Source organism: Burkholderia sp. AU16741, assembly GCF_002223345.1.
In the GTDB taxonomy this organism is placed as follows: domain Bacteria; phylum Pseudomonadota; class Gammaproteobacteria; order Burkholderiales; family Burkholderiaceae; genus Burkholderia; species Burkholderia sola.
Map to the genome: position 1 here is coordinate 64,942 of NZ_NKEZ01000002.1, position 25,058 is coordinate 89,999.

Consider the following 25,058-nt stretch of genomic DNA (forward strand, 5'->3'; position numbering starts at 1 on the left):
GGTATTTCCTAACGCGTTCAAACGGACATTCAGCATGGCACGGTTAGCACGACTCTACGTTCCCGACCAGCCGCAGCACGTGATACTGCGCGGCCTGGATCAGCAACCCGCGTTCGTCGACGACCAGGACTACGAACTCTTCATCGATTGCCTGAAGGCCGCCGCACGCGATCACCACCTGTCGGTGCATGCCTACGTGCTGCTGCCGCGCCAGGTGCAACTGCTCGTGACGCCGAGCGACGAGGCCAGCCTGCCGAAGGCGATGCAGGCCGTCGGTCGTCGCTACGTCGCGCATTTCAACCGGCGCTATTCGCGGCGCGGCACGCTGTGGGAAGGCCGCTATCGCGCGACGGTGATCGAAGGCGAGCGTTATTTCCTGCTCGCGAGCCGCGTGGTCGAGATGAGCCCGGTGCGCTCGCAGCTCGTCGCGACGCCCGAGGCCTATCGCTGGTCGAGCTACCGGCATCACGTCGGGCTCACCGTCGACAGCCTGATCACCGACCATCCGCTCTACTGGGCGCTCGGCAACACGCCGTTCGACCGCCAGCGCGCGTACAAGGAGCTGTGCGAGCAGCCGCTCGACGAGCGGCAGGCCGACCAGCTGCAGCAGGCGACGCTGAAGGGCTGGGTGCTCGGAGGCGAAAATTACCGCGAGTGGGCGGCGCGCACCGCGAACCGGCGCGTGTCGCCGTTGCCGCGCGGACGCCCCAGAAAGGTGCGCGAGAACACGCCGCCGATCCAGCAGTAACGCCGGAAAGGCGGGCCAGAAGCGGCGCTCCGGGCGCCGTTTCTTTTTGCACCAAAATGATACACCCCCAATAAAAAGGCACTACATCAAGGCATTCGCTTAAATGGGGTTCGATCAAGCGGTTTTTGTTGCTATTCCCTTGATTCGTCGCGTATATTCCGAATTCCGGTGGCCCGGGCGAAGCTTGCCCAACCACGGTCGGCCGCGCCGTCTCCCGCCGGGAGCGGGATCGATGGCAACAAGAAAACGGTTCAACGGCCTCCAGGCCCCCTTTACGACGGTGTCCCCATGAACGACCACCAGCAGCCGCTCGCCGCGGTGCCCGCCGCACAAGGTCTGTACGACCCGCAAAACGAACACGACGCCTGCGGCGTCGGCTTCGTCGTTCACATCAAGGGCAAGAAGAGCCACGAGATCATCCAGCAGGGTCTGAAGATCCTCGAGAATCTCGATCACCGCGGCGCGGTGGGCGCCGATCCGCTGATGGGCGACGGCGCGGGCATCCTGATCCAGATTCCGGACGCGTTCTATCGCGAGGAAATGGCGAAGCAGGGCGTGGACCTGCCGCCGGCCGGCGAATACGGGGTGGGGATGATCTTCCTGCCGAAGGAGAACGCATCGCGTCTCGCGTGCGAGCAGGAGCTCGAGCGTACGGTGAAGGCCGAAGGCCAGGTCGTGCTCGGCTGGCGCGACGTGCCGGTCGACCATGCGATGCCGATCTCGCCGACGGTCAAGGCCAGCGAGCCGCTGATCCGCCAGATCTTCATCGGCCGCGGCAAGGACATCATGGTCACGGACGCGCTCGAGCGGAAGCTGTACGTGATCCGCAAGACCGCGAGCCACCGCATCCAGGCGCTGAAGCTCAAGCACGGCAAGGAATACTTCGTGCCGTCGATGTCGGCGCGCACGATCGTCTACAAGGGGCTGCTGCTCGCGGGCCAGGTCGGCGTGTACTACCGCGACCTGCAGGATCCGCGCGTCGTGTCGGCGCTCGCGCTCGTGCACCAGCGCTTCTCGACCAACACGTTCCCGGCGTGGGAACTGGCTCACCCGTACCGGATGATCGCGCACAACGGCGAGATCAACACCGTGAAGGGCAACGTGAACTGGCTGAACGCGCGTACCGGCGCGATCGCGTCGCACGTGCTCGCCGACGATCTGCCGAAGCTGTGGCCGCTGATCTATCCGGGCCAGTCGGATACCGCATCGTTCGACAACTGTCTCGAACTGCTGGTGATGGCCGGCTACCCGCTCGTGCACGCGGTGATGATGATGATCCCGGAAGCGTGGGAGCAGCACACGCTGATGGACGAGAACCGCCGCGCGTTCTACGAATATCACGCCGCGATGATGGAGCCGTGGGACGGCCCGGCCGCGATCGCGTTCACCGACGGCCGCCAGATCGGCGCGACGCTCGACCGTAACGGCCTGCGCCCGGCGCGCTACATCGTGACCGACGACGACCTCGTCATCATGGCGTCGGAAGCCGGCACGCTGCCGATTCCCGAATCGAAGATCGTCAAGAAGTGGCGCCTGCAGCCGGGCAAGATGTTCCTGATCGACATGGAACACGGCCGCATCATCGACGACAAGGAACTGAAGGACAACCTCGCGAACGCGAAGCCGTACAAGAGCTGGATCGACGCGGTGCGCATCAAGCTCGACGAGATCGAGCCGAAGGCCGAGGAAGTCGCGGCCGGCCGCACGCAGGGCGCCGCGCTGCTCGACCGCCAGCAGGCGTTCGGCTATACGCAGGAAGACCTGAAGTTCCTGATGGCGCCGATGGCGCAGCAGGGCGAGGAAGCCGTCGGCTCGATGGGCAACGACTCGCCGCTGGCGGTGATGTCGAACAAGAACAAGACGCTCTATCACTACTTCAAGCAGCTGTTCGCGCAGGTCACGAACCCGCCGATCGACCCGATCCGCGAGAACATGGTGATGTCGCTCGTGTCGTTCATCGGCCCGAAGCCGAACCTGCTCGACACGAACAACATCAACCCGCCGATGCGTCTCGAAGTGTCGCAGCCGGTGCTCGACTTCAAGGACATCGCGAAGATCCGCGCGATCGACCAGTACACGGGCGGCAAGTTCAGCGCATACGAGCTGAACATCTGCTATCCGGTCGCCTGGGGCAAGGAAGGCATCGAGGCGCGTCTCGCGTCGCTGTGCGCGGAAGCCGTCGACGCGGTGAAGTCGGGCTACAACATGCTGATCGTGTCGGATCGCAAGACGGACGCCGAGCACGTCGCGATTCCCGCGCTGCTCGCCACGTCGGCGATCCACACGCACCTCGTCCAGCAAGGGCTGCGCACGAGCACGGGCCTCGTCGTCGAGACGGGCTCCGCGCGTGAGACGCACCACTTCGCGCTGCTCGCGGGCTACGGCGCGGAAGCCGTGCACCCGTACCTCGCGATGGAAACGCTCGCGAAGATGGCCGAAGGCCTGCCGGGCGACCTGTCGCCGGAGAAGGCCATCTACAACTTCACGAAGGCGGTCGGCAAGGGCCTGCAGAAGGTGATGTCGAAGATGGGCATCTCGACGTACATGTCGTACACGGGCGCGCAGATCTTCGAAGCGCTCGGCCTGTCGAGCGACCTCGTCGAGAAGTACTTCAAGGGCACGGCGTCGAAGGTCGGCGGCATCGGCCTGTTCGAAGTCGCGGAAGAGGCGATTCGCCTGCACCGCGATGCGTTCGGCGACAGCCCGGTCCTGCGCGACATGCTCGACGCGGGCGGCGAGTACGCGTATCGCGTGCGCGGCGAGGACCACATGTGGACGCCGGATTCGATCGCGAAGCTGCAGCACGCGACGCGCAGCAACTCGTACCAGACGTACAAGGAATACGCGCACCTGATCAACGACCAGACCAAGCGTCACATGACGTTCCGCGGGCTGTTCGAGTTCAAGGTCGAGCCGACCAAGGCGATCCCGATCGACGACGTCGAGCCGGCGAAGGAGATCGTCAAGCGCTTCGCGACGGGCGCGATGTCGCTCGGCTCGATCAGCACCGAAGCGCACGCGACGCTCGCGGTCGCGATGAACCGGATCGGCGGCAAGTCGAACACCGGCGAAGGCGGCGAGGACCAGAAGCGTTACCGCAACGAGCTGCGCGGCATTCCGATCAAGTCGGGCGAGACGTTGAAGTCGGTGATCGGCGACGAGATCGTCAGCGACATTCCGCTGAAGGACGGCGATTCGCTGCGCTCGAAGATCAAGCAGGTCGCGTCGGGCCGCTTCGGCGTCACCGCCGAGTACCTGGCATCGGCCGACCAGATCCAGATCAAGATGGCGCAGGGCGCGAAGCCGGGCGAAGGCGGCCAGTTGCCGGGCCACAAGGTGTCGGAATACATCGGCAAGCTGCGTTACTCGGTGCCGGGCGTCGGCCTGATCTCGCCGCCGCCGCACCACGACATCTACTCGATCGAGGATCTGGCGCAACTGATCCACGACCTGAAGAACGTGAACCCGAGCGCGAGCATCTCCGTGAAGCTCGTGTCGGAAGTGGGCGTGGGCACGGTCGCGGCCGGGGTCGCGAAGGCGAAGGCCGATCACGTCGTGATCGCCGGCCATGACGGCGGTACGGGCGCGTCGCCGCTGTCGTCGGTCAAGCATGCGGGCACGCCGTGGGAGCTGGGCCTCGCCGAAACGCAGCAGACGCTGGTGCTGAACCGCCTGCGCGGCCGTATCCGCGTGCAGGCCGACGGCCAGATGAAAACGGGCCGCGACGTCGTGATCGGCGCGCTGCTCGGCGCGGACGAATTCGGCTTCGCGACGGCGCCGCTCGTCGTCGAAGGCTGCATCATGATGCGCAAGTGCCACCTGAACACGTGCCCGGTCGGCGTCGCGACGCAGGATCCGGTGCTGCGTGCGAAGTTCAAGGGCCAGCCCGAGCACGTCGTGAACTACTTCTTCTTCGTCGCCGAGGAAGTGCGGGAAATCATGGCGCAGCTCGGCATCGCGAAGTTCGACGACCTGATCGGCCGCGCCGACCTGCTCGACACGCGCAAGGGCATCGAGCACTGGAAGGCGAAGGGTCTCGACTTCTCGCGCGTGTTCTACCAGCCGGAAGAATGCGAGGACGTCGCGCCGCGTCACGTCGACGTGCAGGATCACGGCCTCGAGCGCGCGCTCGACCACGTGCTGATCGAGAAGGCGAAGGCCGCGATCGAGAACGGCGAGCATGTGTCGTTCATCCAGCCGGTGCGCAACGTGAACCGGACGGTCGGCGCGATGCTGTCGGGCGTGATCGCGAAGAAGCATGGCCACGACGGCCTGGCCGACGACGCGGTGCACATCCAGTTGAAGGGCACGGCCGGCCAGAGCTTCGGCGCGTTCCTCGCGAAGGGCGTGACGCTCGACCTCGTCGGCGACGGCAACGACTACGTCGGCAAGGGGCTGTCGGGCGGCCGGATCATCATCCGCCCGACCAACGACTTCCGCGGCAAGTCCGAGGAAAACATCATTTGCGGCAACACGGTGATGTACGGCGCGATCGAAGGCGAGGCCTTCTTCCGCGGCGTGGCCGGCGAGCGCTTCTGCGTGCGCAACTCGGGCGCGACGGCGGTCGTCGAAGGCACGGGCGACCACGGCTGCGAATACATGACGGGCGGCACGGTCGTCGTGCTCGGCGAGACCGGGCGCAACTTCGCGGCCGGCATGTCGGGCGGTCTCGCGTACATCTACGATCCGGAAGGCACGTTCGCGGCGAAGTGCAACAAGTCGATGGTCGCGCTCGAGCCGGTGCTGCAGCAGGCCGAGCAGGAGCGCACGGTCGACCGCGCGCTCTGGCACGAAGGCACGACGGACGAAGCGCTGCTCAAGGGGCTCGTCGAGCGTCATTTCCAGTTCACGGGTTCGCCGCGCGCGAAGTCGCTGCTGGAAAACTGGGACGCGGCGCGCCGCCAGTTCGTGAAGGTGTTCCCGCACGAATACAAGCGCGCGCTGGGCGAGATCGGTGCGAAGAAGGCGGCGAAGGAAGTGCTGGCCGCCTGAGCGACGAACGACATAGCGAATGCCGCGCGCGCCTGACGGCCGCGCGCGGCTCCCCCACCCGATACACCGAACAGAAGAGCACCTTATGGGCAAGGCAACCGGTTTTCTGGAGTTCGAACGCCGCCACGAGGCGTACGAAGCACCGCTCACGCGCGTGAAGCACTACAAGGAATTCGTCGCGGCACTGACCGACGCGGACGCGAAGATCCAGGGCGCGCGCTGCATGGATTGCGGCATCCCGTTCTGCAACAACGGCTGCCCGGTCAACAACATCATCCCGGACTTCAACGATCTCGTTTACCGCCAGGACTGGCAGCAGGCGATCGAAGTCCTGCATTCGACCAACAACTTCCCCGAGTTCACGGGCCGCATCTGCCCGGCGCCGTGCGAGGCAGCGTGCACGCTCGGGATCAACGACGACCCGGTCGGCATCAAGTCGATCGAGCACGCGATCATCGACAAGGCCTGGGCGGAAGGCTGGGTGAAGCCGCTGCCGGCCGAGCACAAGACCGGCAAGAAGGTCGCGGTCGTCGGTTCGGGCCCCGCGGGCCTTGCCGCCGCGCAGCAGCTCGCGCGTGCGGGCCACGACGTGACGGTGTTCGAGAAGAACGACCGCATCGGCGGCCTGCTGCGTTACGGGATTCCCGACTTCAAGCTCGAGAAGTGGCTGATCGATCGCCGCATGCGGCAGATGGAGGCGGAAGGCGTGACGTTCCGCACCAGCGTGTTCATCGGCAAGGATCCGCTGCCCGAGTCGATCGGCAGCCTCGCGAAGGAAACCATTTCGCCGGACACGCTGAAGGAAGAATTCGACGCGGTCGTGATCGCCGGCGGTTCGGAAACGCCGCGCGACCTGCCGGTGCCGGGCCGCGAGCTCGCGGGCGTTCATTTCGCGATGGACTTTCTGCCGCAGCAGAACCGCGTGAACGCGGGCGACAAGCTCGTCGACCAGCTGCTCGCGAAGGGCAAGCACGTGATCGTGATCGGCGGCGGCGATACGGGTTCGGACTGTGTCGGCACGTCGAACCGTCATGGCGCGAAGCAGGTTACGCAGTTCGAGCTGCTGCCGCAGCCGCCGGAAGAGGAAAACAAGCCGCTCGTGTGGCCGTACTGGCCGATCAAGCTGCGCACGTCGTCGTCGCACGACGAAGGCTGCGAGCGTGATTGGGCGGTCGCGACGAAGCGTCTCGAAGGCAAGAACGGCAAGGTCGAGAAGCTGATTGCGGTGCGCGTCGAGTGGAAGGACGGCAAGATGCAGGAAGTGCCGGGTTCCGAGTTCGAGATGAAGGTCGATCTCGTGCTGCTCGCGATGGGCTTCACGCAGCCGGCCGCGCCGGTGCTCGACGCGTTCGGCGTCGCGAAGGATGCGCGCGGCAATGCACGCGCGGCGACCGAAGGCGATCGTTCGTACTACACGTCGGTCGACAAGGTGTTCGCGGCAGGCGACATGCGTCGCGGCCAGTCGCTCGTGGTGTGGGCGATCCGCGAAGGCCGCCAGTGCGCGCGCTCGGTCGATGCGTACTTGATGGGGCATTCGGAACTGCCGCGCTGAGCTGAATCGCGAGCGGGTTTCGATGGAAGCCGGGCGTCCGAGAGGGCGCCCGGTTTTTTTGTGCCCGACGCGTCCGCCTGTTGCCGCAGACGCCTGCAATTCCGCCAAGCGTCGCCTAACCTGATCACATCGGGCACTGATTTTTCGTGATCCCGCAGCCTTTCATTTTGTAATAGTCCTTGAAAACTGTCATATCATGTCGCCCCTCGGGCCGCGTTCGCGGTCGTCGGACATGACTGACGCTATTGACAAGGACTCTGGATGGAAGCATTCGCGCATGGGCTGATCGACGCCGTCAACGGCGTATTGTGGAACTACGTGCTGATCGCGCTGCTGCTTGGCGCGGGTGCGTTGTTCACGTTGCGGTTCCGGATGATCCAGCTGAAGGCGCTGTTCCTCAGCATGAAGCTGGTGGGCAGCAAGGGTGAACCGGGCAGCATCTCGTCGTTCCAGGCGTTCGCGACCGGGCTCGCGAGCCGCGTCGGCACCGGCAACATCGCCGGTGTCGCGGTCGCGCTGACGGTCGGCGGCCCCGGCGCGATCTTCTGGATGTGGATGACCGCGCTCGTCGGGATGTCGTCCGCGTTCGTCGAGGCGACGCTCGCGCAGATCTTCAAGGTGTCGCACGCGGACGGCAGCTATCGCGGCGGCCCCGCGTACTACATCCAGACCGGCCTGCGCTCGCGCGGCTTCGGCGTGTTGTTCTCGCTGTCGCTGATCCTGGCGTTCGGCTTCGTGTTCAACGCGGTGCAGGCCAACGCGATCGCCGACGCGTTCCATACGTCGTTCGGCTGGCGCCGCGAGACGGTCGGTGTCGGTCTCGTGCTGCTCTCCGCGCCGATCATCTTCGGCGGCATCCGTCGCATCGCGACGGTCGCGCAGGTGATCGTGCCGCTGATGGCGATCGGCTACCTCGCGCTCGCCGTCTACGCGGTCGCGACGCACATCGCGCTGGTGCCCGGCGTGATCGCGTTGATCGTGAAGAGCGCGTTCGGTTTTGAGCAGGCGGCCGGCGACCTGACCGGCTATGCGGTCAGCCAGGCGATCGCGATCGGCGTGAAGCGCGGGCTGTTCTCGAACGAGGCGGGGATGGGCAGCGCGCCGAACGCGGCCGCGACCGCGAGTACGCGCCACCCCGTCACGCAGGGGCTGATCCAGATGCTTGGCGTGTTCGTCGATACGATCGTGATCTGCAGCGCGACCGCGTTCGTGATCCTGCTGTCGGGCGAGTACGCGCTCGGCACCGGGATGGAAGGCGCGGCCCTCACGCAACGCGCGATCTCGAGCCACGTCGGCGGCTGGGGCGGCATCTACATGGCCGTCGCGATCTTCTTCCTCGCGTTTTCGTCGGTGATCGGCAACTACGCGTATGCGGAAGGCAACGTCGAATTCATCACGAAGCGGCGCGGCGTGCTGCCGCTGTTCCGTATTGCCGTGCTCGGCATGGTGATGTTCGGCAGCGTCGGGCAGTTGCCGCTCGTGTGGGCGATGGCCGATACGAGCATGGGGCTGATGGCGATCCTCAACCTGATCGCGATTCTCGCGCTCGGCAAGTACGCGCACGCCGCGTGGGCCGACTATCGCCGCCAGCGCGCGGCGGGCGTCGCCGATCCGGTGTTCACGCGCAACACGATCCCCGAGCTCGCGCGCGTGCTGCCGGCCGACGTGTGGGGCGAGCACGGTCCGCTGCCGCAGCGTCAGGCGTCGGCCGATGCGGTGGCCGAAGTGCGCGTGACGGTGCGCGAGTCATGAACGGCGACCGGCTCCGTGCGTTCGTCGCGCTGATGCCCGATGCGGCGTCGCGCGACGCGCTGCACGCGTTGTGGGTCGCCCGTGGCGCACGGCGGTGCGCCGGGGCGGCCCGTCGAGCTGCGCATCGAAGCGCTGACGCTGTTCGAAAGCCGGCTGTCGCAGGCGGGCGTGTCGCATCGGCCGATCGTGTCGGCGCCGATCGCCGCGACCGAAGGCCGGCGAACGTCGCGGTAGCGACATGCGCCGACGGCCGCGCGCCATGTCGCCGGTCGCGACCGCGCATCGCATCGACGGTATGATCCGCCGGCTGCACTACCCGTCGTAGCGCGCGAGCGTCAGCCCCGCCAGATCGATCTCCGGCACGCGCCCGGTGACGAGATCCGCGACCACCTTTCCCGACCCCATCGACATCGCCCAGCCCGTCGAGCCGTGGCCGACGTTGAGCCACAAGCCATCGATCCCGCTCGCGCCGAGCAGCGGCGGCCCGTCGGGCGTCATCGGCCGGCGCCCGACCCAGAAGCGCGCGGACGCGCGGTCGGCCGCATGCGGGAACCAGTCGTCGAGCACCTTCATCAGCGTGTCGAGCGCCTGTTGCCGCAGCGTCGCGCGGCGGTTGCCGAGCTCCGCGGTGCCCGCGACGCGCAGCGTCGGGCCGAAGCGCGTGATCGCGGTCTTCAGCGATTCGTCCATCAGCGCGGCGCACGGCGCCTTTTCGTCGTCGACGACCGCGAGCGTGGCCGAGTAGCCCTTCACCGGATACAGCGGCACGTCGATGCCGTGCGGTCGGAGCAGGCCGGCGCTGTCGACGCCGAGCGCGACGACGATCGCGTCGGCGGCGAGCCGCGCATCGCGTTGAACGGCCGCGCCTGCGTCGAGCGAGTCGACCCGCACGCCGCGCACCTTGCCGCCCGCGACATCGAGCGCCCGAATCGCGGTGCGGAACCGGAACGTCACGCCGTTCGCTTCGCACAGCGCTCGCAACTCACGCGTGAAGCGCGCGCAGTCGCCGGCTTCGTCGTCGGGCAGGTAGATGCCGCCGACGGGGGCCTGCCTGGCCCAGCGCAGGCCCGGCTCGATCGCGGTGCAGCTGGCCGCGTCCAGTTCGCGAAACGCGATGCCGGCGTCGCGCAGCACCTTCAGCGCGGGTTGCGCCATCTCGACGTCGAACGCGCCGCGCAGCAGTTGCAGGTAGCCGCGGCTCGCGCCGTAGTCGAAGGGATAACGCTCGCGAAACGCATGCAGGCACGCGCGGCTGTAATACGCGATGCGCTGCATCCGCTGCTTGTTCACGCGGAACCGCTCGAATTCGCATTCGCGCAGCCAGCGCGCGATCCAGCGCCACTGCGCGGCATCGAGCGTCGGCCGGAAGATCAGCGGCGACGCGGGCTTGAACAGGTACTTGAGGATCTTGCCGGGCATCCCGGGCGCGGCCCACGGCGTCACGTAGCCGGGCGCGATCACGCCCGCGTTGCCGAGGCTCGTCGCTTGCGCGACGTCGGCCTCGCGTTCGATCACGGTGACGTCGCAGCCTGCTTCGCGCAGGTGCCAGGCGGTGGTGACGCCGATCACGCCGGCGCCGAGAACGATCACGTGCATGCGGAGTCCGGAACGAGGCGGTGGCTCACGACGCGACGGCCGGATCGTCGGCGAGCGACTTGCCGCGCGTTTCCGGCAGCACGAGCGCCGCGACGATCACGAGCAGGTAGCCGCCGCCCGCGACGAGGCCGATCGCCTTCACGAGCGACATCGATTGCGACAGCGCGCCGACGAGAATCGGGAAGAACGAGCCGAGCCCGCGGCCGAGGTTGTAGCAGAAGCCCTGGCCCGAGCCGCGGATCGCACCCGGATACAGCTCCGACAGATACGCGCCGACGCCCGCGAAGATCCCTTGCACGACGATGCCGAGCGGAAAGCCGAGCAGCAGCATCGCGGTATCGGTGATCGGCAGCATCGTGTACGCCATGCCGAGCGAGAACGAGCCGATCGCGAACAGGATGAAGGATGCGCGGCGGCCGAGCCGGTCGGACAGGATCGCGCCGACCACGTAGCCGACGAACGAACCGACGATCAGCACGACCAGATAACCGCTCGTGTTGAACACCGACAGGTGGCGCACGGTTTTGAGATAGGTGGGCAGCCACGTCGTGATCGCGTAGTAGCCGCCGAGCATGCCGGTGCACAGCGCGCTGCCGAACAGCGTCGCGCGCAGGTGCGGCGGCGAGAAGATTTCGAGGAAGTGGCCCGACAGGCGGCCTTCGTCGCGTGCGCGGCGCGTGGCCGTGTAGATGTCGGGATCGCTGACGTTGCGGCGGATGTAGAGGATCCACAGCGCGGGCACGATGCCGATCCAGAAGCATGCGCGCCACGCGGCCTGCTCGGGCAGCAGCGCGAAAAACGCCCAGTAGAGGATCGCGGCGGCGCCCCAGCCGAACGACCAACTGCTCTGCACGGTGCCGACGGCCTTCGCGCGATGCTCGGGCGAGCGGATCGTCTCGGCCATCATGATCGTCACGACCGACCATTCGCCGCCGAAGCCGAAACCCTGCAGCGTGCGCGTCGCCAGGAGTTGCCAGAACGAATGCGTGAAGCCGGACAGGCACGTGAACAGCGCGAACGTCGCGATCGTCCACTGCAGCACGCGCACGCGGCCGTAGCGGTCGGCGAGGATGCCGGCGACCCAGCCGCCGATCGCCGACGAGATCAGCGAACTGGTCGCGATCATCCCGGCCTCGCTCTTCGTCATGCCCCAGGTGGCGATCAGCGTCGGAATCAGGAACGAATAGATCATGAAGTCGAACGCATCGACCGCATAGCCGCCGAAGCCGGCGTACAGCGTCCGGCGCTCGCGCGTCGACAATTCGTTGAACCACTGGAATGCCTGCATGCTTGCCGCCCCCTCTCGTCTTGTCTCGTGCCGCGCTGCCGCGTCGCGGTTATTTTACGGGCGCGATCCGGCGCGCCAAAAAGGCGGAGGCAGGGTCGTGCGGGAAAGCAGGCAGGCGGAAAGACGCATCAGAGCGTCAGGCTGCCGTCGACGTGGATGACCTGGCCGGTGATCTGCCGCGCCGCGTCCGACAGCAGGAACGCGATCAGCGCGGCGACGTCGTCGGGTTCGGCGATCCGGCCGAGCGGCGTCGCCTGTTCGGCCTGCGCCCACGCGGCGGCATTGCCGGCGCTCGGCCCGTGGTCCTTGCGCGTGAAGCCCGGCGCGACCGCGTTGACGGTGATGCCGTGCGCGGCGAATTCGGCGGCCGCGCTACGCACGAGCGACTCGAGCGCGGCTTTCGCGGCGGCGGTCGCCGCGAACGGCGCATCGGCGCGATAACGGTGCGCGACGAACGAACTGACCGCGACGATCCGCGGTGCGGCCGATGCTTCGAGCAGCGGCCGCGCGCGGCCCGCGAGTGCGGAGAACGCACCGGGCATCGCCGCGAACGCGGATGCGAGCGCATCCGCGCAGAGGTCGGAAAAGGATTGCCGCGCGGCGAAGCCGGCGTTCGCGACGAGCTGGTCGAGCCCACCGAAGCGGGCGGCGGCGGCATCGACGATCTCGGCGGCAATACCCGGTTCGCCGAGATCGCCGGTCAGCGTCAGGCATTCCGCGTCGGCAGCCGTGCACGCTTGTGCGACGTCGGCGAGCCGCGCGCGTGCCGCGTCGTCCGCGCCGCGCGCATGCAGCGCCAGCGCGACGCCGGGCGCCGCGAGCCGCCGCGCGAGCGCCGCGCCGATCCCCGAACCGGCGCCGGTGATCAGCGCGATCCGCGCGACGTGCGCGGCGCGTGGGTTCACGCGGCGACCTTGTCGTCGTCGTTCACGCGTTCGACGTTGATCGTGCCGACGTGGAACGCGGCCAGCGATTCGCGGTGCGCGATGCTGACGATCGCGGCCTTCGGCAGCCGTTCGGCGAACAGGTGATAGAGGCGCCCTTCGTTGTCGGCGTCGAGCGCGCTGGTCGCTTCGTCGAGGAACAGGAAGTCCGGCTTGTGCAGCAGCACGCGCGCGCCGGCCAGACGCTGCTGCTCGCCCGGCGACAGCACGCGGGTCCAGTGGCCGGTCTCGTCGAGACGCCCGACGTAATCCTCGAGGCGGCACGCGCGCAGCGCGTCGCGGCACGCTTCGTCGCTGAACGCGTCGGGCGTCGCCGGATAGGTGAGCGCGGCCTTCAGCGTGCCGATCGGCAAATAGCTGGTTTGCGGCACGAACATCATGCGTGCACCGACCGGCGCGTCGATCGCGCCGTCGCCGAACGGCCACAGGCCCGCGAGCGCGCGCATGAACGTGCTCTTGCCGGAACCCGACTTGCCGATCACGAGCCAGCGCGAACCGGGCTCGATCGTGACGTCGCCGATGTTCGCGAGCGCGTTGCCGTTCGGCAGCGCGAGCTTGAGCGACGACGTGGACAGTTTCGCGGCGTCGACGTAGTGCAGGTTGATGCCGCCGTGCTCGGTCGCGGGCGACAGGCTTTCCTTCAGGTGCGACGTGCCCATCACGCGCTTGAATTCGCGCAGACGGTTGACGGTGGCGCGCCATTCGACGAGGGTCGAGTAGCTGTTGATGAACCACGAGAACGAATCGCTGACGGTGCCGAACGCGGACGAGATCTGCATCAGCACGCCGAACGAGAACGCGCCGGCAAAGTAGCGCGGCGCGGCCACGACGAGCGGGAAGATGATCGCGATCTGCCCGTAGAAGCTCAGCACGAACGTGAGCCGCTTCGTGTACTTCATCACGCGCCACCAGTTGTCGCGGATGCGCATGAAGAGAGTCTGCGCGTTGCCGGCCTCGGTTTTCTCGCCGTCGTAGAACGCGATCTGCTCGGCGTTCTCGCGCACGCGGATCAGCCCGAAGCGGAAATCGGCCTCGACGCGCTGCTGCTGGTAGTTGATCGATACGAGCGGATGGCCGACCTTCTGGATGATCAGCGAGCCGACCACCGCGTACAGCGCGGCGGCCCACACCATGTAGCCGGGAATCGCGATCGGCGTCGCGCCGAGCGTGAACGTCAGCGCGCCGGCGAGCGACCACAGGATCGTGATGAACGACACGAGCGTGACGACCGTCGACAGCAGGTCGAGCGACAGCGCGAGCGTCGTGGTCGCGAACGACTGGAGGTCGTCGGTGATCCGCTGGTCGGGGTTGTCGGCGAGACGGTCACGTTCGATCCGGTAGAACGCGCGATCGCCGAGCCACTGGCCGAGGAAGCGGTCGGTGAGCCACTGGCGCCAGCGGAAGCCGAGCATCTGCCGCAGGTAGCGGCCGTACACGGCGAGGATGATGAACGCGAAGGCGAGCGCGGAGAATTGCATCAGCAGGTTCGGGAAGTCGTGGACGTCCTTCGACTGCAGCGCGTTGTAGAACTGCGCGTTCCATTTGTTGAGCCGGACGTTGATCCAGACCACGCAGAGGTTGATCGCGATGATCGTGACCAGCAACCCCCACGCGATTTTCCATTCGGACGATACCCAGTAGGGCTTGATGAGGCTCCATGCGGATACCGGGCGCTCGTCCTGCGGCGCGTCGGAGGCGGAGCGGACGGGATCGATCGATTGGGTCATGTGCTTCCTGATGATGAGCCGGCGCGCGGGCCGGGCGAAACCGGGCGCGCGCCGCGATACGGCATGCCGGGGCGCGGCGCCGATTGACGGCGGGCGTCCGGATGGTCGCCCGTGCGTCTTAAACGGCACTTAAAAACCGGCGGTGACGCGGCAACCGGCCGCTCGCGCGGCCGGCCTGCGGGCATTGTGCCAGAGCGGTGCGGCAGCCCGGCGAATTTGCCGCAAGGGGGACAGTTTGCGGCGCTTTCCGCTTTTATGGTCTAATGGCCGACGACGAAACAGGGGTGCTTCGTGGCGCGGCCGGCGGATGTTCCGGGCAGCGCGGCGAGGCTGAGAAAGACCCTTCGCACCCGATCCGGGTAATACCGGCGAGGGAAGTTTCTGATCCCGCCGGGCCGCGCTGGCCGCCATCCCACATGGTCAGCGCCCGAGTCCCGCCCGGCCGGCCTTTGCTGCCGGTTTCGTCCTTTTGGGTACGCGCATTGCGCGTTACGGAAGGAATGATGGCCGCACAATCTTCAGTCTTTTGCAGGGCTCCCGCCCCGATGCCGCGTGCGTTCGCATGCGGCGGCGCGTGCGCGTCGGCGTTCGTCGCGCGTGACCGCGCGGAGGGCGCGCGATGAACGTCCGAGATGCACGACCCGATTTCGCGGTGCTCGGCGGCGGCCTCGTCGGCCGTCTGATCGCGTGGCGCCTCGCCGGCGACGGGCATCGCGTCGCGCTCTACGAGCGCGGCGGCCCGGACGGCGAGCAGTCGGCCGCGTGGATCGCGGCCGCGATGCTCGCGCCGCTCGCGGAAGCGGCGAGCGCGGAACTGCTGATCACCGAGCTCGGCGTCGCGTCGCTCGCGCGCTGGCCGCAGTGGCTCGCGGAATTGCCCGAACCCGTTTTTTTCCAGCAGCACGGCACGCTCGTCGTCTGGCATCACGCGGACCGCGCGGAGGCGCCGCTGTTCGAGCGGCGCGTGCGCGCGAATGCGCCGGCCGAGCTGTTCGACGGCGGCTTCGTGACGCTCGCCGGCGCGCAGGTCGATGCGGCCGAACCCGCGCTCGCGGGCCGCTTCGCGCGCGGGCTGATGCTGCCGCGCGAAGGGCAGCTCGACAATCGCCAGGCGCTGCGCGCGCTCGCGGCGGGCCTCGCCGAACGCGGTGTCGCGCTGCACTGGCACGCGCCGGTCGACGACGCGAACCTGCCCGCCGCGCATTTCACGATCGATTGCCGCGGGCTCGGCGCGAAACCCGCGCTGCCCGCGCTGCGCGGCATCCGCGGCGAAGTCGCGCGCGTGCACGCGCCCGGCATCGGGCTGACCCGGCCCGTGCGGCTGCTGCATCCGCGCTACCCGCTGTACGTCGCGCCGAAGCAGGACGATCTCTACGTGATCGGCGCGACCGAGGTGGAGGGCGAGGACATGTCGCCCGTCAGCGTGCGCTCCGCGCTCGAACTGCTGAGCGCGGCGTTCTCCGTGCATCCGGCGTTCGGCGAGGCGCGCATCCTCGAACTCAACGCGCAGTGCCGGCCGACCCTGCCCGATCATCGCCCGGCGGTGATCTGGGACGGCGCATCGACGCTCGCCGTCAACGGTTTGTACCGGCACGGCTTCATGATCGCGCCGGAAGTCGCGCACGCGGCCGTCGCGTTCGCGCAAGCCGCGCTCGGCGGCAAGCTCGGCGACGCCGACGCGTTCGCCGCGTGGCGCGACGCCGCCCGCTGGCCGACGCTGCTTCATCACCGCGACGACGCGCGCCAGCCGGCCTGACGCGCGCCGCCGACCGAATCCGACCCAGCCTCATGGATATCCAGATCAATCAACAGACCCTGACGTTGCCCGACGGCGCGACCGTGGCCGATGCGCTGGCCGCGTACGGCGCGCGCCCGCCGTACGCGGTGGCGCTGAACGGCAACTTCGTCGCGCGCACGCAGCATGCGGCGCGCGCGCTCGCGGCGGGCGACAAGCTCGACGTCGTGCATCCCGTCGCGGGCGGCTGAGCGCCGCCGGTTCGTCCCCGCTCTTCCAGGAAAACGACATGACGTCCCACTCCTCCGCCGACGCGCTGACGCTGTACGGCGTAACCTTCGCCAGCCGCGTGCTGCTCGGCACGTCGCGCTATCCGTCGCTGCAGTCGCTGTCCGATTCGATCGCGGCGTCGCGCCCCGGGATGGTGACGGTCGCGCTGCGCCGCCAGATGACGGGCGGCACGGCCGAAGCCGGCTTCTTCGACCTGCTCAAGCGCCACGCGGTGCCGCTGCTGCCGAACACCGCGGGCTGCCAGACCGTCGCCGAAGCCGTGACCACCGCGCACATGGCGCGCGAAGTATTCGACACCGACTGGATCAAGCTCGAACTGATCGGCGACGACTACACGCTGCAGCCCGATCCGGTCGGGCTGATCGAAGCCGCCGCGCAACTGGTCAAGGATGGCTTCAAGGTGCTGCCGTACTGCACCGAGGATCTCGTGATCGGCCGGCGCCTGCTCGACGTCGGCTGCGAGGCGCTGATGCCGTGGGGCGCCCCAATCGGCACCGGCAAGGGCGTCGTGAACCCGTACGGGCTGCGCGTGCTGCGCGAACGGCTGCCTGACGTGCCGCTGATCGTCGACGCGGGGCTCGGCGTGCCGTCGCACGCGTGCCAGGTGATGGAATGGGGTTTCGACGGCGTGTTGCTGAACACGGCCGTGTCGCAGGCCACGCACCCGGAAATCATGGCGCGCGCGTTCGCGCAGGGCGTCGAGGCCGGCCGAGCCGCGTATCTCGCCGGCCCGATGGATGCGCGCGAAACCGCGCACGCGAGCACGCCGGTCGTCGGGATGCCGTTCTGGCACCAGGACGGGGGCGGCGCATGAGCGCGCGCTTCGCCGACGCGTTCTGGCCGCCGGCCGACGAGCTGGCCGAAGCGGCCGAGCGGATTCGCGCGCGGCTCGGCGACTGGCCGGATGGCGCGGCGCCGTGGCGGCTCTGCGTGGCGGTGCCCGACGTGCCCGCCGACGGCGACGTGCTGATCGTATCGGCCGGCGATCGTGCCGCGCAGGCGCGCGCGTCGGCCGTGTCGCGGCCTGCGTCGCCGGACGCGGTGGCGATCGAATTCGACGAGCAGGGCGCCGTGCTGCATGCGGCCGGCGTGCGTTACGCACTGGACGCAGCGCATCCGCTCGCGGACGACTGGATCGCGGCGCTCGCCGCGTTCCTCGATTGCGGCTTCGCGCCGGTCGACGCGCTGGTGCTCGCGCTGGCGTGGCGCGACGGCGACGAGACGCGCGCCGCCGACGCATGGCCGGTCGATGCCGCGCGGTTCCCGCGCGTCGCCGGGCTGCCGCCCCCGCCGGAGCCCGCGTTCGCGCCGTGCCCCGCGCGGCTCGGCCTCTATCCGGTCGTGCCGAGCGCCGAATGGGTCGAGCGCGTGCTCGACGGCGGCGCGCGAACCGTGCAACTGCGCGTGAAGGATGCGGCGCCGGACGCGCTGCGCCACGAAATCGCGCGCGCGGTGGCCGCCGGGCGCCGCTATCCGGATGCGCGCGTGTTCATCAACGATCACTGGCAGATCGCTGCAGAAGAGGGCGCGTACGGCGTGCATCTCGGGCAGGAGGACCTCGAAACGGCCGATCTGGCCGCGATCGCGCGCGCGGGCCTGCGGCTCGGACTTTCGAGCCACGGTTATTACGAGATGGTGCGGGCGCTGCACGAGCGGCCCAGCTATCTCGCACTCGGCCCCGTGTACGCGACCGCCACCAAGGCCGTCGCCGCGCCGCCGCAGGGCCTCGCGCGGATGGCCCGCTACGCGCGCGTCGCCGGCGCGAGCGCGCCGCTCGTCGCGATCGGCGGGGTGGGGCTCGACACGCTGCCGGCCGTGCTGGCGACGGGCGTCGGCAGCGTCGCGGTGGTCAGCGCGGTCACCGGCGCGACCGACTATCGGACGGCGCTTGTTGCGCTGCAGCAGTGCTTTGCCGGACAATTTGACAATCATTGACCGCAGGGCCCGCAACGCCGTCACGACATCATTCCAATGCAGGCCCTATAATTCCGCGTTCTGCGTAAAAGGACTGTCAGCTCCGTGAGCCCCACTCCTACCGAGACCCTGCTGGAACTTCGCGACGTCGACTTTGGCTACGGCGACCGCCTCGTCCTGTCCAACCTGAACCTGCGCTTCGGGCGCGGGCAGGTCGTCGCGGTCATGGGCGGCTCGGGTTGCGGCAAGACCACCGTGCTGCGCCTGATCGGCGGCCTCGTGCGCGCGAATCGCGGCCAGGTGCTGTTCGACGGCGCCGACGTCGGCGCGCAAACGCGCGACGGCCTGTATGCGCTGCGCCGCAAGATGGGCATGCTGTTCCAGTTCGGCGCGTTGTTTACCGACATGTCGGTGTTCGAGAACGTCGCATTCGCGCTGCGCGAACATACCGACCTCCCCGACGACCTGGTCCGCGACCTGGTGCTGATGAAGCTGAACGCGGTCGGGCTGCGCGGTGCGCGCGACCTGATGCCGTCCGAGGTGTCGGGCGGGATGGCGCGCCGCATCGCGCTCGCCCGCGCGATCGCGCTCGATCCGCAGCTCATCATGTACGACGAGCCGTTCGCGGGCCTCGATCCGATCTCGCTCGGCATCACCGCGAACCTGATCCGCACGCTGAACGAGGCGCTCGGCGCGACGTCGATCCTCGTCACGCACGACGTGCCGGAATCGTTCGCGATCGCCGACTACGTGTATTTTCTGGCCAATGGCGGCGTGCTCGCGCAGGGCACGCCCGACGAGCTGCGCGCGTCGACCGATCCGAGCGTGCGGCAATTCATCGACGGCGCGCCGGACGGCCCGTTCAAATTTCATTACACGAGCCCGCCGCTCGCAGCGGATTTCGGGCTCGGCGGAGGGCGCGCATGATCAGCGCGATCGGACGTTACGTCATCGGCGGCCTCGAACGGGCGGGCTACGGCACGCGCCTGTTCGTGCGCCTCGTGCTGGAATTCTTCCCGCTGCTGCGCCGGCCGCGGCTGGTCACGAAGCAGATCCACTTCCTCGGCAACTATTCGTTCGTGATCATCGCCGTGTCGGGGCTGTTCGTCGGCTTCGTGCTCGGCCTGCAGGGGTACTACACGCTGAACCGCTACGGTTCCGAGCAGGCGCTCGGCCTGCTGGTCGCGCTGTCGCTCGTGCGCGAGCTCGGGCCGGTCGTCACCGCGCTGCTGTTCGCGGGCCGGGCGGGCACGTCGCTCACGGCCGAGATCGGCCTGATGAAGGCCGGCGAGCAGCTCACCGCGCTCGAGATGATGGCGGTCGACCCGATCAAGAACGTGATCGCGCCGCGCATGTGGGCGGGCATCATCGCGATGCCGCTCTTGGCCGCGATCTTCAACGCGGTCGGCGTGCTCGGCGGGTACTTCGTCGGCGTCGTGCTGATCGGCGTCGATCCGGGCGCGTTCTGGTCGCAGATGCAGGGCGGGGTCCAGGTCTGGGCCGACGTCGGCAACGGCGTGATCAAGAGCGTCGTGTTCGGGTTCGCCGTGACCTTCATTGCACTGTTTCAAGGGTATGAAGCGAAGCCCACGCCCGAAGGCGTGTCGCGCGCGACCACCAAGACGGTCGTGTTCGCGTCGCTCGCCGTACTCGGCCTCGATTTCCTGCTGACCGCGCTGATGTTCAGCTAAGCCTCAGCCAAGCCAAATTTTGGGATGACGATGAAAAAGACTGCTCTCGACTTCTGGGTCGGCCTGTTCGTGGTGGTGGGCTTCCTTGCGGTGCTGTTCCTGGCGCTGAAGGTCGGCAACATGAGTTCGCTGTCGTTTCAGCCGACCTACTCGGTGAGGATGAAATTCGACAATATCGGCGGGTTGAAGCCGCGCGCGGCCGTGAAGAGCGCGGGCGTCGTGGTCGGCCGCGTGAAGTCGATCGGCTTCGATACCAACACGTACCAGGCGCTCGTCACGATCGACGTCGACGGCCAATACCCGTTCCCGAAGGATTCGTCGGCGAAGATCCTGACGTCGGGCCTGCTCGGCGAGCAATATATCGGCCTCGAGCCGGGCGGCGACACCGAAATGCTGAAGTCGGGCGATACGATCACGATGACGCAATCGGCGATCGTGCTCGAGAACCTGATCGGCCAGTTCCTGTACAGCAAGGCCGCCGATGCGGGCGGTGCGAAGCCGGCGGCCGCATCGGCCGCCGCGCCCGCCGCACCGGCGCCGGTGGCGGTGCCGGCGTCGGCGGTGTCCGGTTCGGCCGGCCAATAACCACACGAGAGAAAATAAGAGGGAATGACCATGCACACGATCCGCATCAGGCACGCCGCGCTGGCGATGGCGGCGGTCGCCGCGTTGAGCGGCTGCGCGACCGTGCAGACGCCGACCAAGGGCGATCCGCTCGAAGGCTTCAACCGGACGATGTACAAGTTCAACGATACCGTCGACACGTACGCGCTGAAGCCGGTCGCGAAGGGCTACCAGTACGTGGTGCCGCAGCCGGTGCGCGACAGCGTGACGAACTTCTTCTCGAACATCGGCGACGTCTACATCGCGGCGAACAACATCGTGCAGCTGCGGATCGCGGACGGCGTCGGCGACATCATGCGCGTCGTGATCAACACGGTGTTCGGCGTCGGCGGCCTGTTCGACGTCGCGACGATCGCGAAGCTGCCGAAGCACACGGCCGACTTCGGGATCACGATGGGCCGCTATGGCATGCCGTCGGGCCCGTATCTCGTGCTGCCGCTGCTTGGCCCGAGCACGCTGCGCGACACGGCCGGCCTCGGCGTCGACTACGTCGGCAACCCGCTCACCTACGTGAAGCCGGACGGCCTGAGCTGGGGCCTGTTCGGCGTGAACCTGGTCAACACGCGTGCGAACCTGCTCGGCGCGGGCGACGTGCTCGATGCCGCGGCGCTCGACAAGTATTCGTTCGTGCGCAACGCGTACCTGCAGCGTCGCCAGATGCTGATCAGCAACGCGCGCGGCGAGGCTGCCGTGACGTCGAGCAACGACGCGCTGCCGAAGTACGACCTGCCGGAAGACGGCGCGGCACCGGCGGCAGCCGGCGCGGCCGGTACGGCGGGGGCGGCAGCGGTGGGCGGCGCGGCGCCGGCGCCGGCATCGGGCGCGGCGGTTGCTGCACCGGCCTCGGGTGCGGCCGAATCGCCGAATCCGGCCAGCGAGACGAACGTGCCGGCGATGCAGGTGGCGCCGCCGTCGCCGGGCGGGCTCCGGTTCCCGAGCATCCGGCTGCACTGACGGATTTACATTCGTTACAGCCGGAAACGATTCAGTCGGTAGCGTAGGCGAACTTGCGCGTAAGCTACCTGCTCCAACCTTCGCATCGACTCATTCATGCAGGCCACTATGATGAAAAAACTGTTCCTGATCCCCGTTTTCGCGGCGCTGTTCTCGTTCGGCGGCGCGGCTCACGCGCAAGTCGACCAGTCGAACCCGCAGGCGCTGATCAAGACGGCGACGCAGCAGGTGCTCGACGAAGTCAAGCAGCAGACGATCAAGCAGGGCGACACCAACCGCATCATCTCGATCGTCAACAAGGACATCCTGCCGTACACCGATTTCCGTCGCACCACGCAGCTCGCGATGGGCCGCAACTGGCGCACGGCGACGGCCGAGCAGCAACAGCAGGTTCAGGAGCAGTTCAAGCTGCTGCTGATCCGCACGTATTCGGGCGCACTCGCGCAGCTGAAGCCGGACCAGCAGATCCAGTACCCGCCGTTCCGCGCCGATCCGGCCGACACCGACGTCGTGGTCAAGACTGTCGCGATGAACAACGGCCAGCCGGTCCAGATCGATTACCGCCTGTACAAGACGGCGAACGGCTGGAAGGTGTATGACCTGAACGTGCTCGGCGCGTGGCTGATCCAGACGTACCAGCAGCAGTTCAACGAGAAGATCCAGCAAAGCGGCGTGGAAGGGCTGATCCAGTTCCTGACGCAGCGTAACCAGCAACTTGCCTCCGGCAAGCAAGCGTCGTGAGCGGCTTCGAAGCCGGCTCCTCGCTGACCGTCGCGAGCGCGAAGTCGGCGCTCGCTGACGGTCTTGCGCGCATCGGCGCGGGTGCGACCGCCGTCGATTGCGCGGCGCTCACGCAGTTCGACTCGTCCGCGCTCGCCGTGCTGCTCGCATGGCAACGCGCCGCCCAAGCGCGCGGCGCGGCCCTCGACATCCTCAATCTCCCTCCGAAGCTCGCCAGCCTCGCGCGCGCCTACGGCGTCGACGCGCTCATCGAAGGCACCGGCCGACATTGACCCTGTCCGATCGAAGTCTGCCGCGCCAGCCGGCGCGCGCACGCTTCGGGCCGCGCGCCGTCGGCGCCGGCTCCCCCTGCCGGTTTGCCCTATAATCAAGCGTTTTGCGGGGCAGCCAATCGGCGTCCGGCCCCCATTTTCTTTCGCAGCAAGCACAGAATAGGCGTCGCGGCCCTGGCGTCGCGCACAGTCATGTCAGCCATAGAAATCCGTCACGTCAAGAAGCGCTACAAGTCGCTTCAGGCGCTCAAGGGCGTCAGCCTGTCGGTCGAGGAAGGCGAGTTTTTCGGTCTGCTCGGCCCCAACGGCGCAGGCAAGACCACGCTCATCAGTATCCTCGCCGGGCTCGCCCGGGCCGACGAAGGCAGTATCTCGGTGCGCGGTCACGACGTCGTCCAGGACTTCCGCAACGCGCGGCGCGCGCTCGGCGTCGTGCCGCAGGAACTCGTTTTCGACCCGTTCTTCACCGTCCGCGAGACGCTGCGGATCCAGTCCGGCTATTTCGGGCTGCGCCGCAACGACGACTGGATCGACGAAGTGATGGCCAATCTCGATCTGACCGAGAAAGCCGACGCGAACATGCGCGCGCTGTCGGGCGGGATGAAGCGCCGCGTGCTCGTCGCGCAGGCGCTCGTGCACCGGCCGCCGGTGATCGTGCTCGACGAGCCGACCGCCGGCGTCGACGTCGAATTGCGTCAGACGCTGTGGAAGTTCATCTCGCGCCTGAACCGCGAGGGTCACACGATCGTGCTGACCACCCATTACCTCGAGGAAGCCGAGTCGCTGTGCGACCGCATCGCGATGCTGCGCCGCGGCGAAGTCGTCGCGCTCGACCGCACCGACGCGCTGCTGCGCCGCTTCGCGGGCCTGCAGCTGTACCTGCGGTTCGCGACCGGCGCGCTGCCGGCCGAGCTGCGCGGGCTGGAGACCGACCCGGCCGCGCGCGCGCCGGGCGAGCACCTGCTGCGCCTCGCGAGCTATGACGAAGTCGAACGCATCCTCGCGCAATGCCGCGCGGCCGGCTGCACGTTCGACGAGATCGAGGTCCGCAAGGCCGACCTCGAGGATGTGTTCGTCCAGATAATGAACGGGGCCGAGGTGATCGAGGGTCTGGCATGAATCAACACTCTCCACGCGAACTGCGTTCGCTGTCGCTCGAAGGGGCGGCCCGGCGCGTGCCGGGAAGCGGGTTTCGAACGCTGTTCTACAAGGAACTGCTGCGTTTCTGGAAGGTGTCGTTTCAGACGGTGCTCGCGCCGATCGTCACCGCGCTGCTCTATCTGACGATCTTCGGCCATGCGCTGTCGGGCCGCGTCGAGGTGTATCCGGGCGTCGAGTACGTGAGCTTTCTCGTGCCGGGCCTCGTGATGATGAGCGTGCTGCAGAACGCGTTCGCGAACAGCTCGTCGTCGCTGATCCAGTCGAAGATCACCGGCAACCTCGTGTTCATGCTGCTGCCGCCGCTGTCGTACCGCGACATCTTCGGCGCGTACGTGCTCGCGTCCGTCGTTCGCGGGCTCGCGGTCGGCACCGGCGTGTTCGTCGTGACGATCTGGTTTATCCCGATGCACTTCGCGGCGCCGTTGTTCATCATGGCGTTCGCGCTGCTCGGCTCGGCGATCCTCGGCACGCTCGGCCTGATCGCCGGGATCTGGGCCGAGAAGTTCGACCAGCTCGCCGCGTTCCAGAACTTCCTGATCATGCCGCTCACGTTCCTGTCCGGCGTGTTCTATTCGACGCACTCGCTGCCGCCCGTGTGGCGCGAAGTGTCGCGTCTCAACCCGTTTTTCTACATGATCGACGGCTTCCGTTTCGGGTTCTTCGGCGCGTCCGACATCAACCCGTTCGCGAGCCTCGCGATCGTCACCGGTTTCTTCGTGCTGCTCGCGCTGATCGCGATGCGGCTGCTCGCGACCGGCTACAAACTGCGTCATTGATATCGACAGGCCGCGGCCGCCCCCGGGCGGCGCGCGCCGACAGGAGCCTTACACCATGTTGCCGACTCCCGAACAGGTCAAGCAATACATCGCCGGCGGTCTCGCCTGCACGCATCTGGAAGTCGAAGGCGACGGCCAGCATTTCTTCGCGACGATCGTGTCGGCGGCCTTCGAAGGCAAGCGGCCGATCCAGCGGCACCAGCTCGTCTATGCGGCGCTCGGCGATCGCATGAAGCAGGAAATTCACGCGCTCAGCATGAAGACGCTGACGCCCGCCGAATGGCAGAACGCATAAACGGA

General features: G+C 67.8%; 21 protein-coding genes, 1 pseudogene and 1 riboswitch. Of the genes and pseudogenes, 18 read left to right on the forward strand and 4 right to left on the reverse strand.

Features of this window, described 5'->3' with window-relative positions; all coding sequences use genetic code 11:
• Positions 1–34 precede the first annotated feature (34 nt).
• From CFB89_RS01585 to CFB89_RS35625, 5 genes and pseudogenes are all read left to right on the forward strand, one after another.
• Positions 35–748 carry a transposase gene (locus CFB89_RS01585; RefSeq protein WP_027783329.1) on the forward strand — a complete coding sequence of 238 codons (714 nt, stop codon included), beginning with the start codon at positions 35–37 and terminating at the stop codon, positions 746–748.
• A gap of 288 nt (positions 749–1,036) precedes the next feature.
• Positions 1,037–5,740, forward strand: coding sequence for a glutamate synthase-related protein (locus tag CFB89_RS01595; protein WP_089466481.1), 4,704 nt, complete (start codon positions 1,037–1,039; stop codon positions 5,738–5,740).
• Between the two features lie 85 nt (positions 5,741–5,825).
• Positions 5,826–7,292, forward strand: coding sequence for a glutamate synthase subunit beta (locus CFB89_RS01600; RefSeq protein WP_089466482.1), 1,467 nt, complete (start codon positions 5,826–5,828; stop codon positions 7,290–7,292).
• A gap of 261 nt (positions 7,293–7,553) precedes the next feature.
• The gene (locus tag CFB89_RS01605; RefSeq protein WP_089466483.1) at positions 7,554–9,044 is read left to right on the forward strand and encodes a sodium:alanine symporter family protein; all 1,491 of its coding nucleotides are present in this window, start codon (positions 7,554–7,556) and stop codon (positions 9,042–9,044) included.
• 72 nt (positions 9,045–9,116) lie between these two features.
• A pseudogene (locus CFB89_RS35625) lies at positions 9,117–9,278 on the forward strand (RNA 2',3'-cyclic phosphodiesterase); the annotation flags it as partial.
• Positions 9,279–9,356: 78 nt separating this feature from the next.
• Here CFB89_RS35625 and CFB89_RS01615 read toward each other — a convergent pair.
• The 4 genes from CFB89_RS01615 to CFB89_RS01630 form a co-directional block, all read right to left on the reverse strand.
• Positions 9,357–10,640, reverse strand: a complete 1,284-nt coding sequence (locus CFB89_RS01615; RefSeq protein WP_089466484.1) for a D-amino acid dehydrogenase — start codon at positions 10,638–10,640, stop codon at positions 9,357–9,359.
• A 25-nt stretch (positions 10,641–10,665) separates the two neighbouring features.
• A complete protein-coding gene (locus CFB89_RS01620) occupies positions 10,666–11,928 on the reverse strand; it encodes an MFS transporter (RefSeq protein ID WP_089466485.1) in 1,263 nt (420 codons plus the stop codon).
• A 128-nt stretch (positions 11,929–12,056) separates the two neighbouring features.
• Positions 12,057–12,833: an SDR family oxidoreductase gene (locus CFB89_RS01625; RefSeq protein WP_089466486.1), complete on the reverse strand. Its 777-nt coding sequence runs from the start codon at positions 12,831–12,833 to the stop codon at positions 12,057–12,059.
• Complete coding sequence (locus tag CFB89_RS01630; protein ID WP_089466487.1) at positions 12,830–14,599, reverse strand: ABC transporter ATP-binding protein/permease; 1,770 nt, start codon at positions 14,597–14,599, stop codon at positions 12,830–12,832. The genes CFB89_RS01625 and CFB89_RS01630 overlap by 4 nt, the downstream gene beginning before the upstream one ends.
• 270 nt (positions 14,600–14,869) lie before the next feature.
• Positions 14,870–14,993, forward strand: a riboswitch (TPP riboswitch).
• 225 nt (positions 14,994–15,218) lie between these two features.
• Between CFB89_RS01630 and CFB89_RS01640 the strand changes: the two genes are divergently transcribed.
• From CFB89_RS01640 to CFB89_RS01700, 13 genes are all read left to right on the forward strand, one after another.
• Positions 15,219–16,355: an FAD-dependent oxidoreductase gene (locus CFB89_RS01640; RefSeq protein WP_089466488.1), complete on the forward strand. Its 1,137-nt coding sequence runs from the start codon at positions 15,219–15,221 to the stop codon at positions 16,353–16,355.
• A 32-nt stretch (positions 16,356–16,387) separates the two neighbouring features.
• Positions 16,388–16,585, forward strand: coding sequence for a sulfur carrier protein ThiS (thiS, locus tag CFB89_RS01645; RefSeq protein ID WP_027783340.1), 198 nt, complete (start codon positions 16,388–16,390; stop codon positions 16,583–16,585).
• A 38-nt stretch (positions 16,586–16,623) separates the two neighbouring features.
• Positions 16,624–17,439 carry a thiazole synthase gene (locus tag CFB89_RS01650; protein ID WP_089466489.1) on the forward strand — a complete coding sequence of 272 codons (816 nt, stop codon included), beginning with the start codon at positions 16,624–16,626 and terminating at the stop codon, positions 17,437–17,439.
• A complete protein-coding gene (gene thiE, locus CFB89_RS01655; protein ID WP_089466490.1) occupies positions 17,436–18,560 on the forward strand; it encodes a thiamine phosphate synthase in 1,125 nt (374 codons plus the stop codon). The genes CFB89_RS01650 and thiE overlap by 4 nt, the downstream gene beginning before the upstream one ends.
• Positions 18,561–18,644: 84 nt before the next feature.
• Positions 18,645–19,466 carry an ABC transporter ATP-binding protein gene (locus CFB89_RS01660; protein ID WP_089466491.1) on the forward strand — a complete coding sequence of 274 codons (822 nt, stop codon included), beginning with the start codon at positions 18,645–18,647 and terminating at the stop codon, positions 19,464–19,466.
• Positions 19,463–20,230, forward strand: a complete 768-nt coding sequence (gene mlaE / locus CFB89_RS01665; RefSeq protein WP_089466492.1) for a lipid asymmetry maintenance ABC transporter permease subunit MlaE — start codon at positions 19,463–19,465, stop codon at positions 20,228–20,230. Before CFB89_RS01660 ends, mlaE begins: the two co-directional genes overlap by 4 nt.
• A 24-nt stretch (positions 20,231–20,254) precedes the next feature.
• Positions 20,255–20,815, forward strand: coding sequence for an outer membrane lipid asymmetry maintenance protein MlaD (gene mlaD, locus CFB89_RS01670; RefSeq protein WP_089466493.1), 561 nt, complete (start codon positions 20,255–20,257; stop codon positions 20,813–20,815).
• 30 nt (positions 20,816–20,845) lie between these two features.
• A complete protein-coding gene (locus tag CFB89_RS01675) occupies positions 20,846–21,808 on the forward strand; it encodes a VacJ family lipoprotein (protein WP_089466583.1) in 963 nt (320 codons plus the stop codon).
• A 111-nt stretch (positions 21,809–21,919) separates the two neighbouring features.
• Positions 21,920–22,549 carry a phospholipid-binding protein MlaC gene (locus tag CFB89_RS01680; protein WP_089466584.1) on the forward strand — a complete coding sequence of 210 codons (630 nt, stop codon included), beginning with the start codon at positions 21,920–21,922 and terminating at the stop codon, positions 22,547–22,549.
• Complete coding sequence (locus tag CFB89_RS01685) at positions 22,546–22,821, forward strand: lipid asymmetry maintenance protein MlaB (protein WP_011546610.1); 276 nt, start codon at positions 22,546–22,548, stop codon at positions 22,819–22,821. Before CFB89_RS01680 ends, CFB89_RS01685 begins: the two co-directional genes overlap by 4 nt.
• A 192-nt stretch (positions 22,822–23,013) precedes the next feature.
• On the forward strand, positions 23,014–23,940 hold the full coding sequence (locus tag CFB89_RS01690) for an ABC transporter ATP-binding protein (RefSeq protein WP_089466494.1): 927 nt from the start codon (positions 23,014–23,016) through the stop codon (positions 23,938–23,940).
• Positions 23,937–24,758 carry an ABC transporter permease gene (locus tag CFB89_RS01695; protein ID WP_256979550.1) on the forward strand — a complete coding sequence of 274 codons (822 nt, stop codon included), beginning with the start codon at positions 23,937–23,939 and terminating at the stop codon, positions 24,756–24,758. Before CFB89_RS01690 ends, CFB89_RS01695 begins: the two co-directional genes overlap by 4 nt.
• A 55-nt stretch (positions 24,759–24,813) precedes the next feature.
• Positions 24,814–25,053, forward strand: coding sequence for a BolA family protein (locus CFB89_RS01700; RefSeq protein ID WP_006477131.1), 240 nt, complete (start codon positions 24,814–24,816; stop codon positions 25,051–25,053).
• Positions 25,054–25,058: the final 5 nt, after the last annotated feature.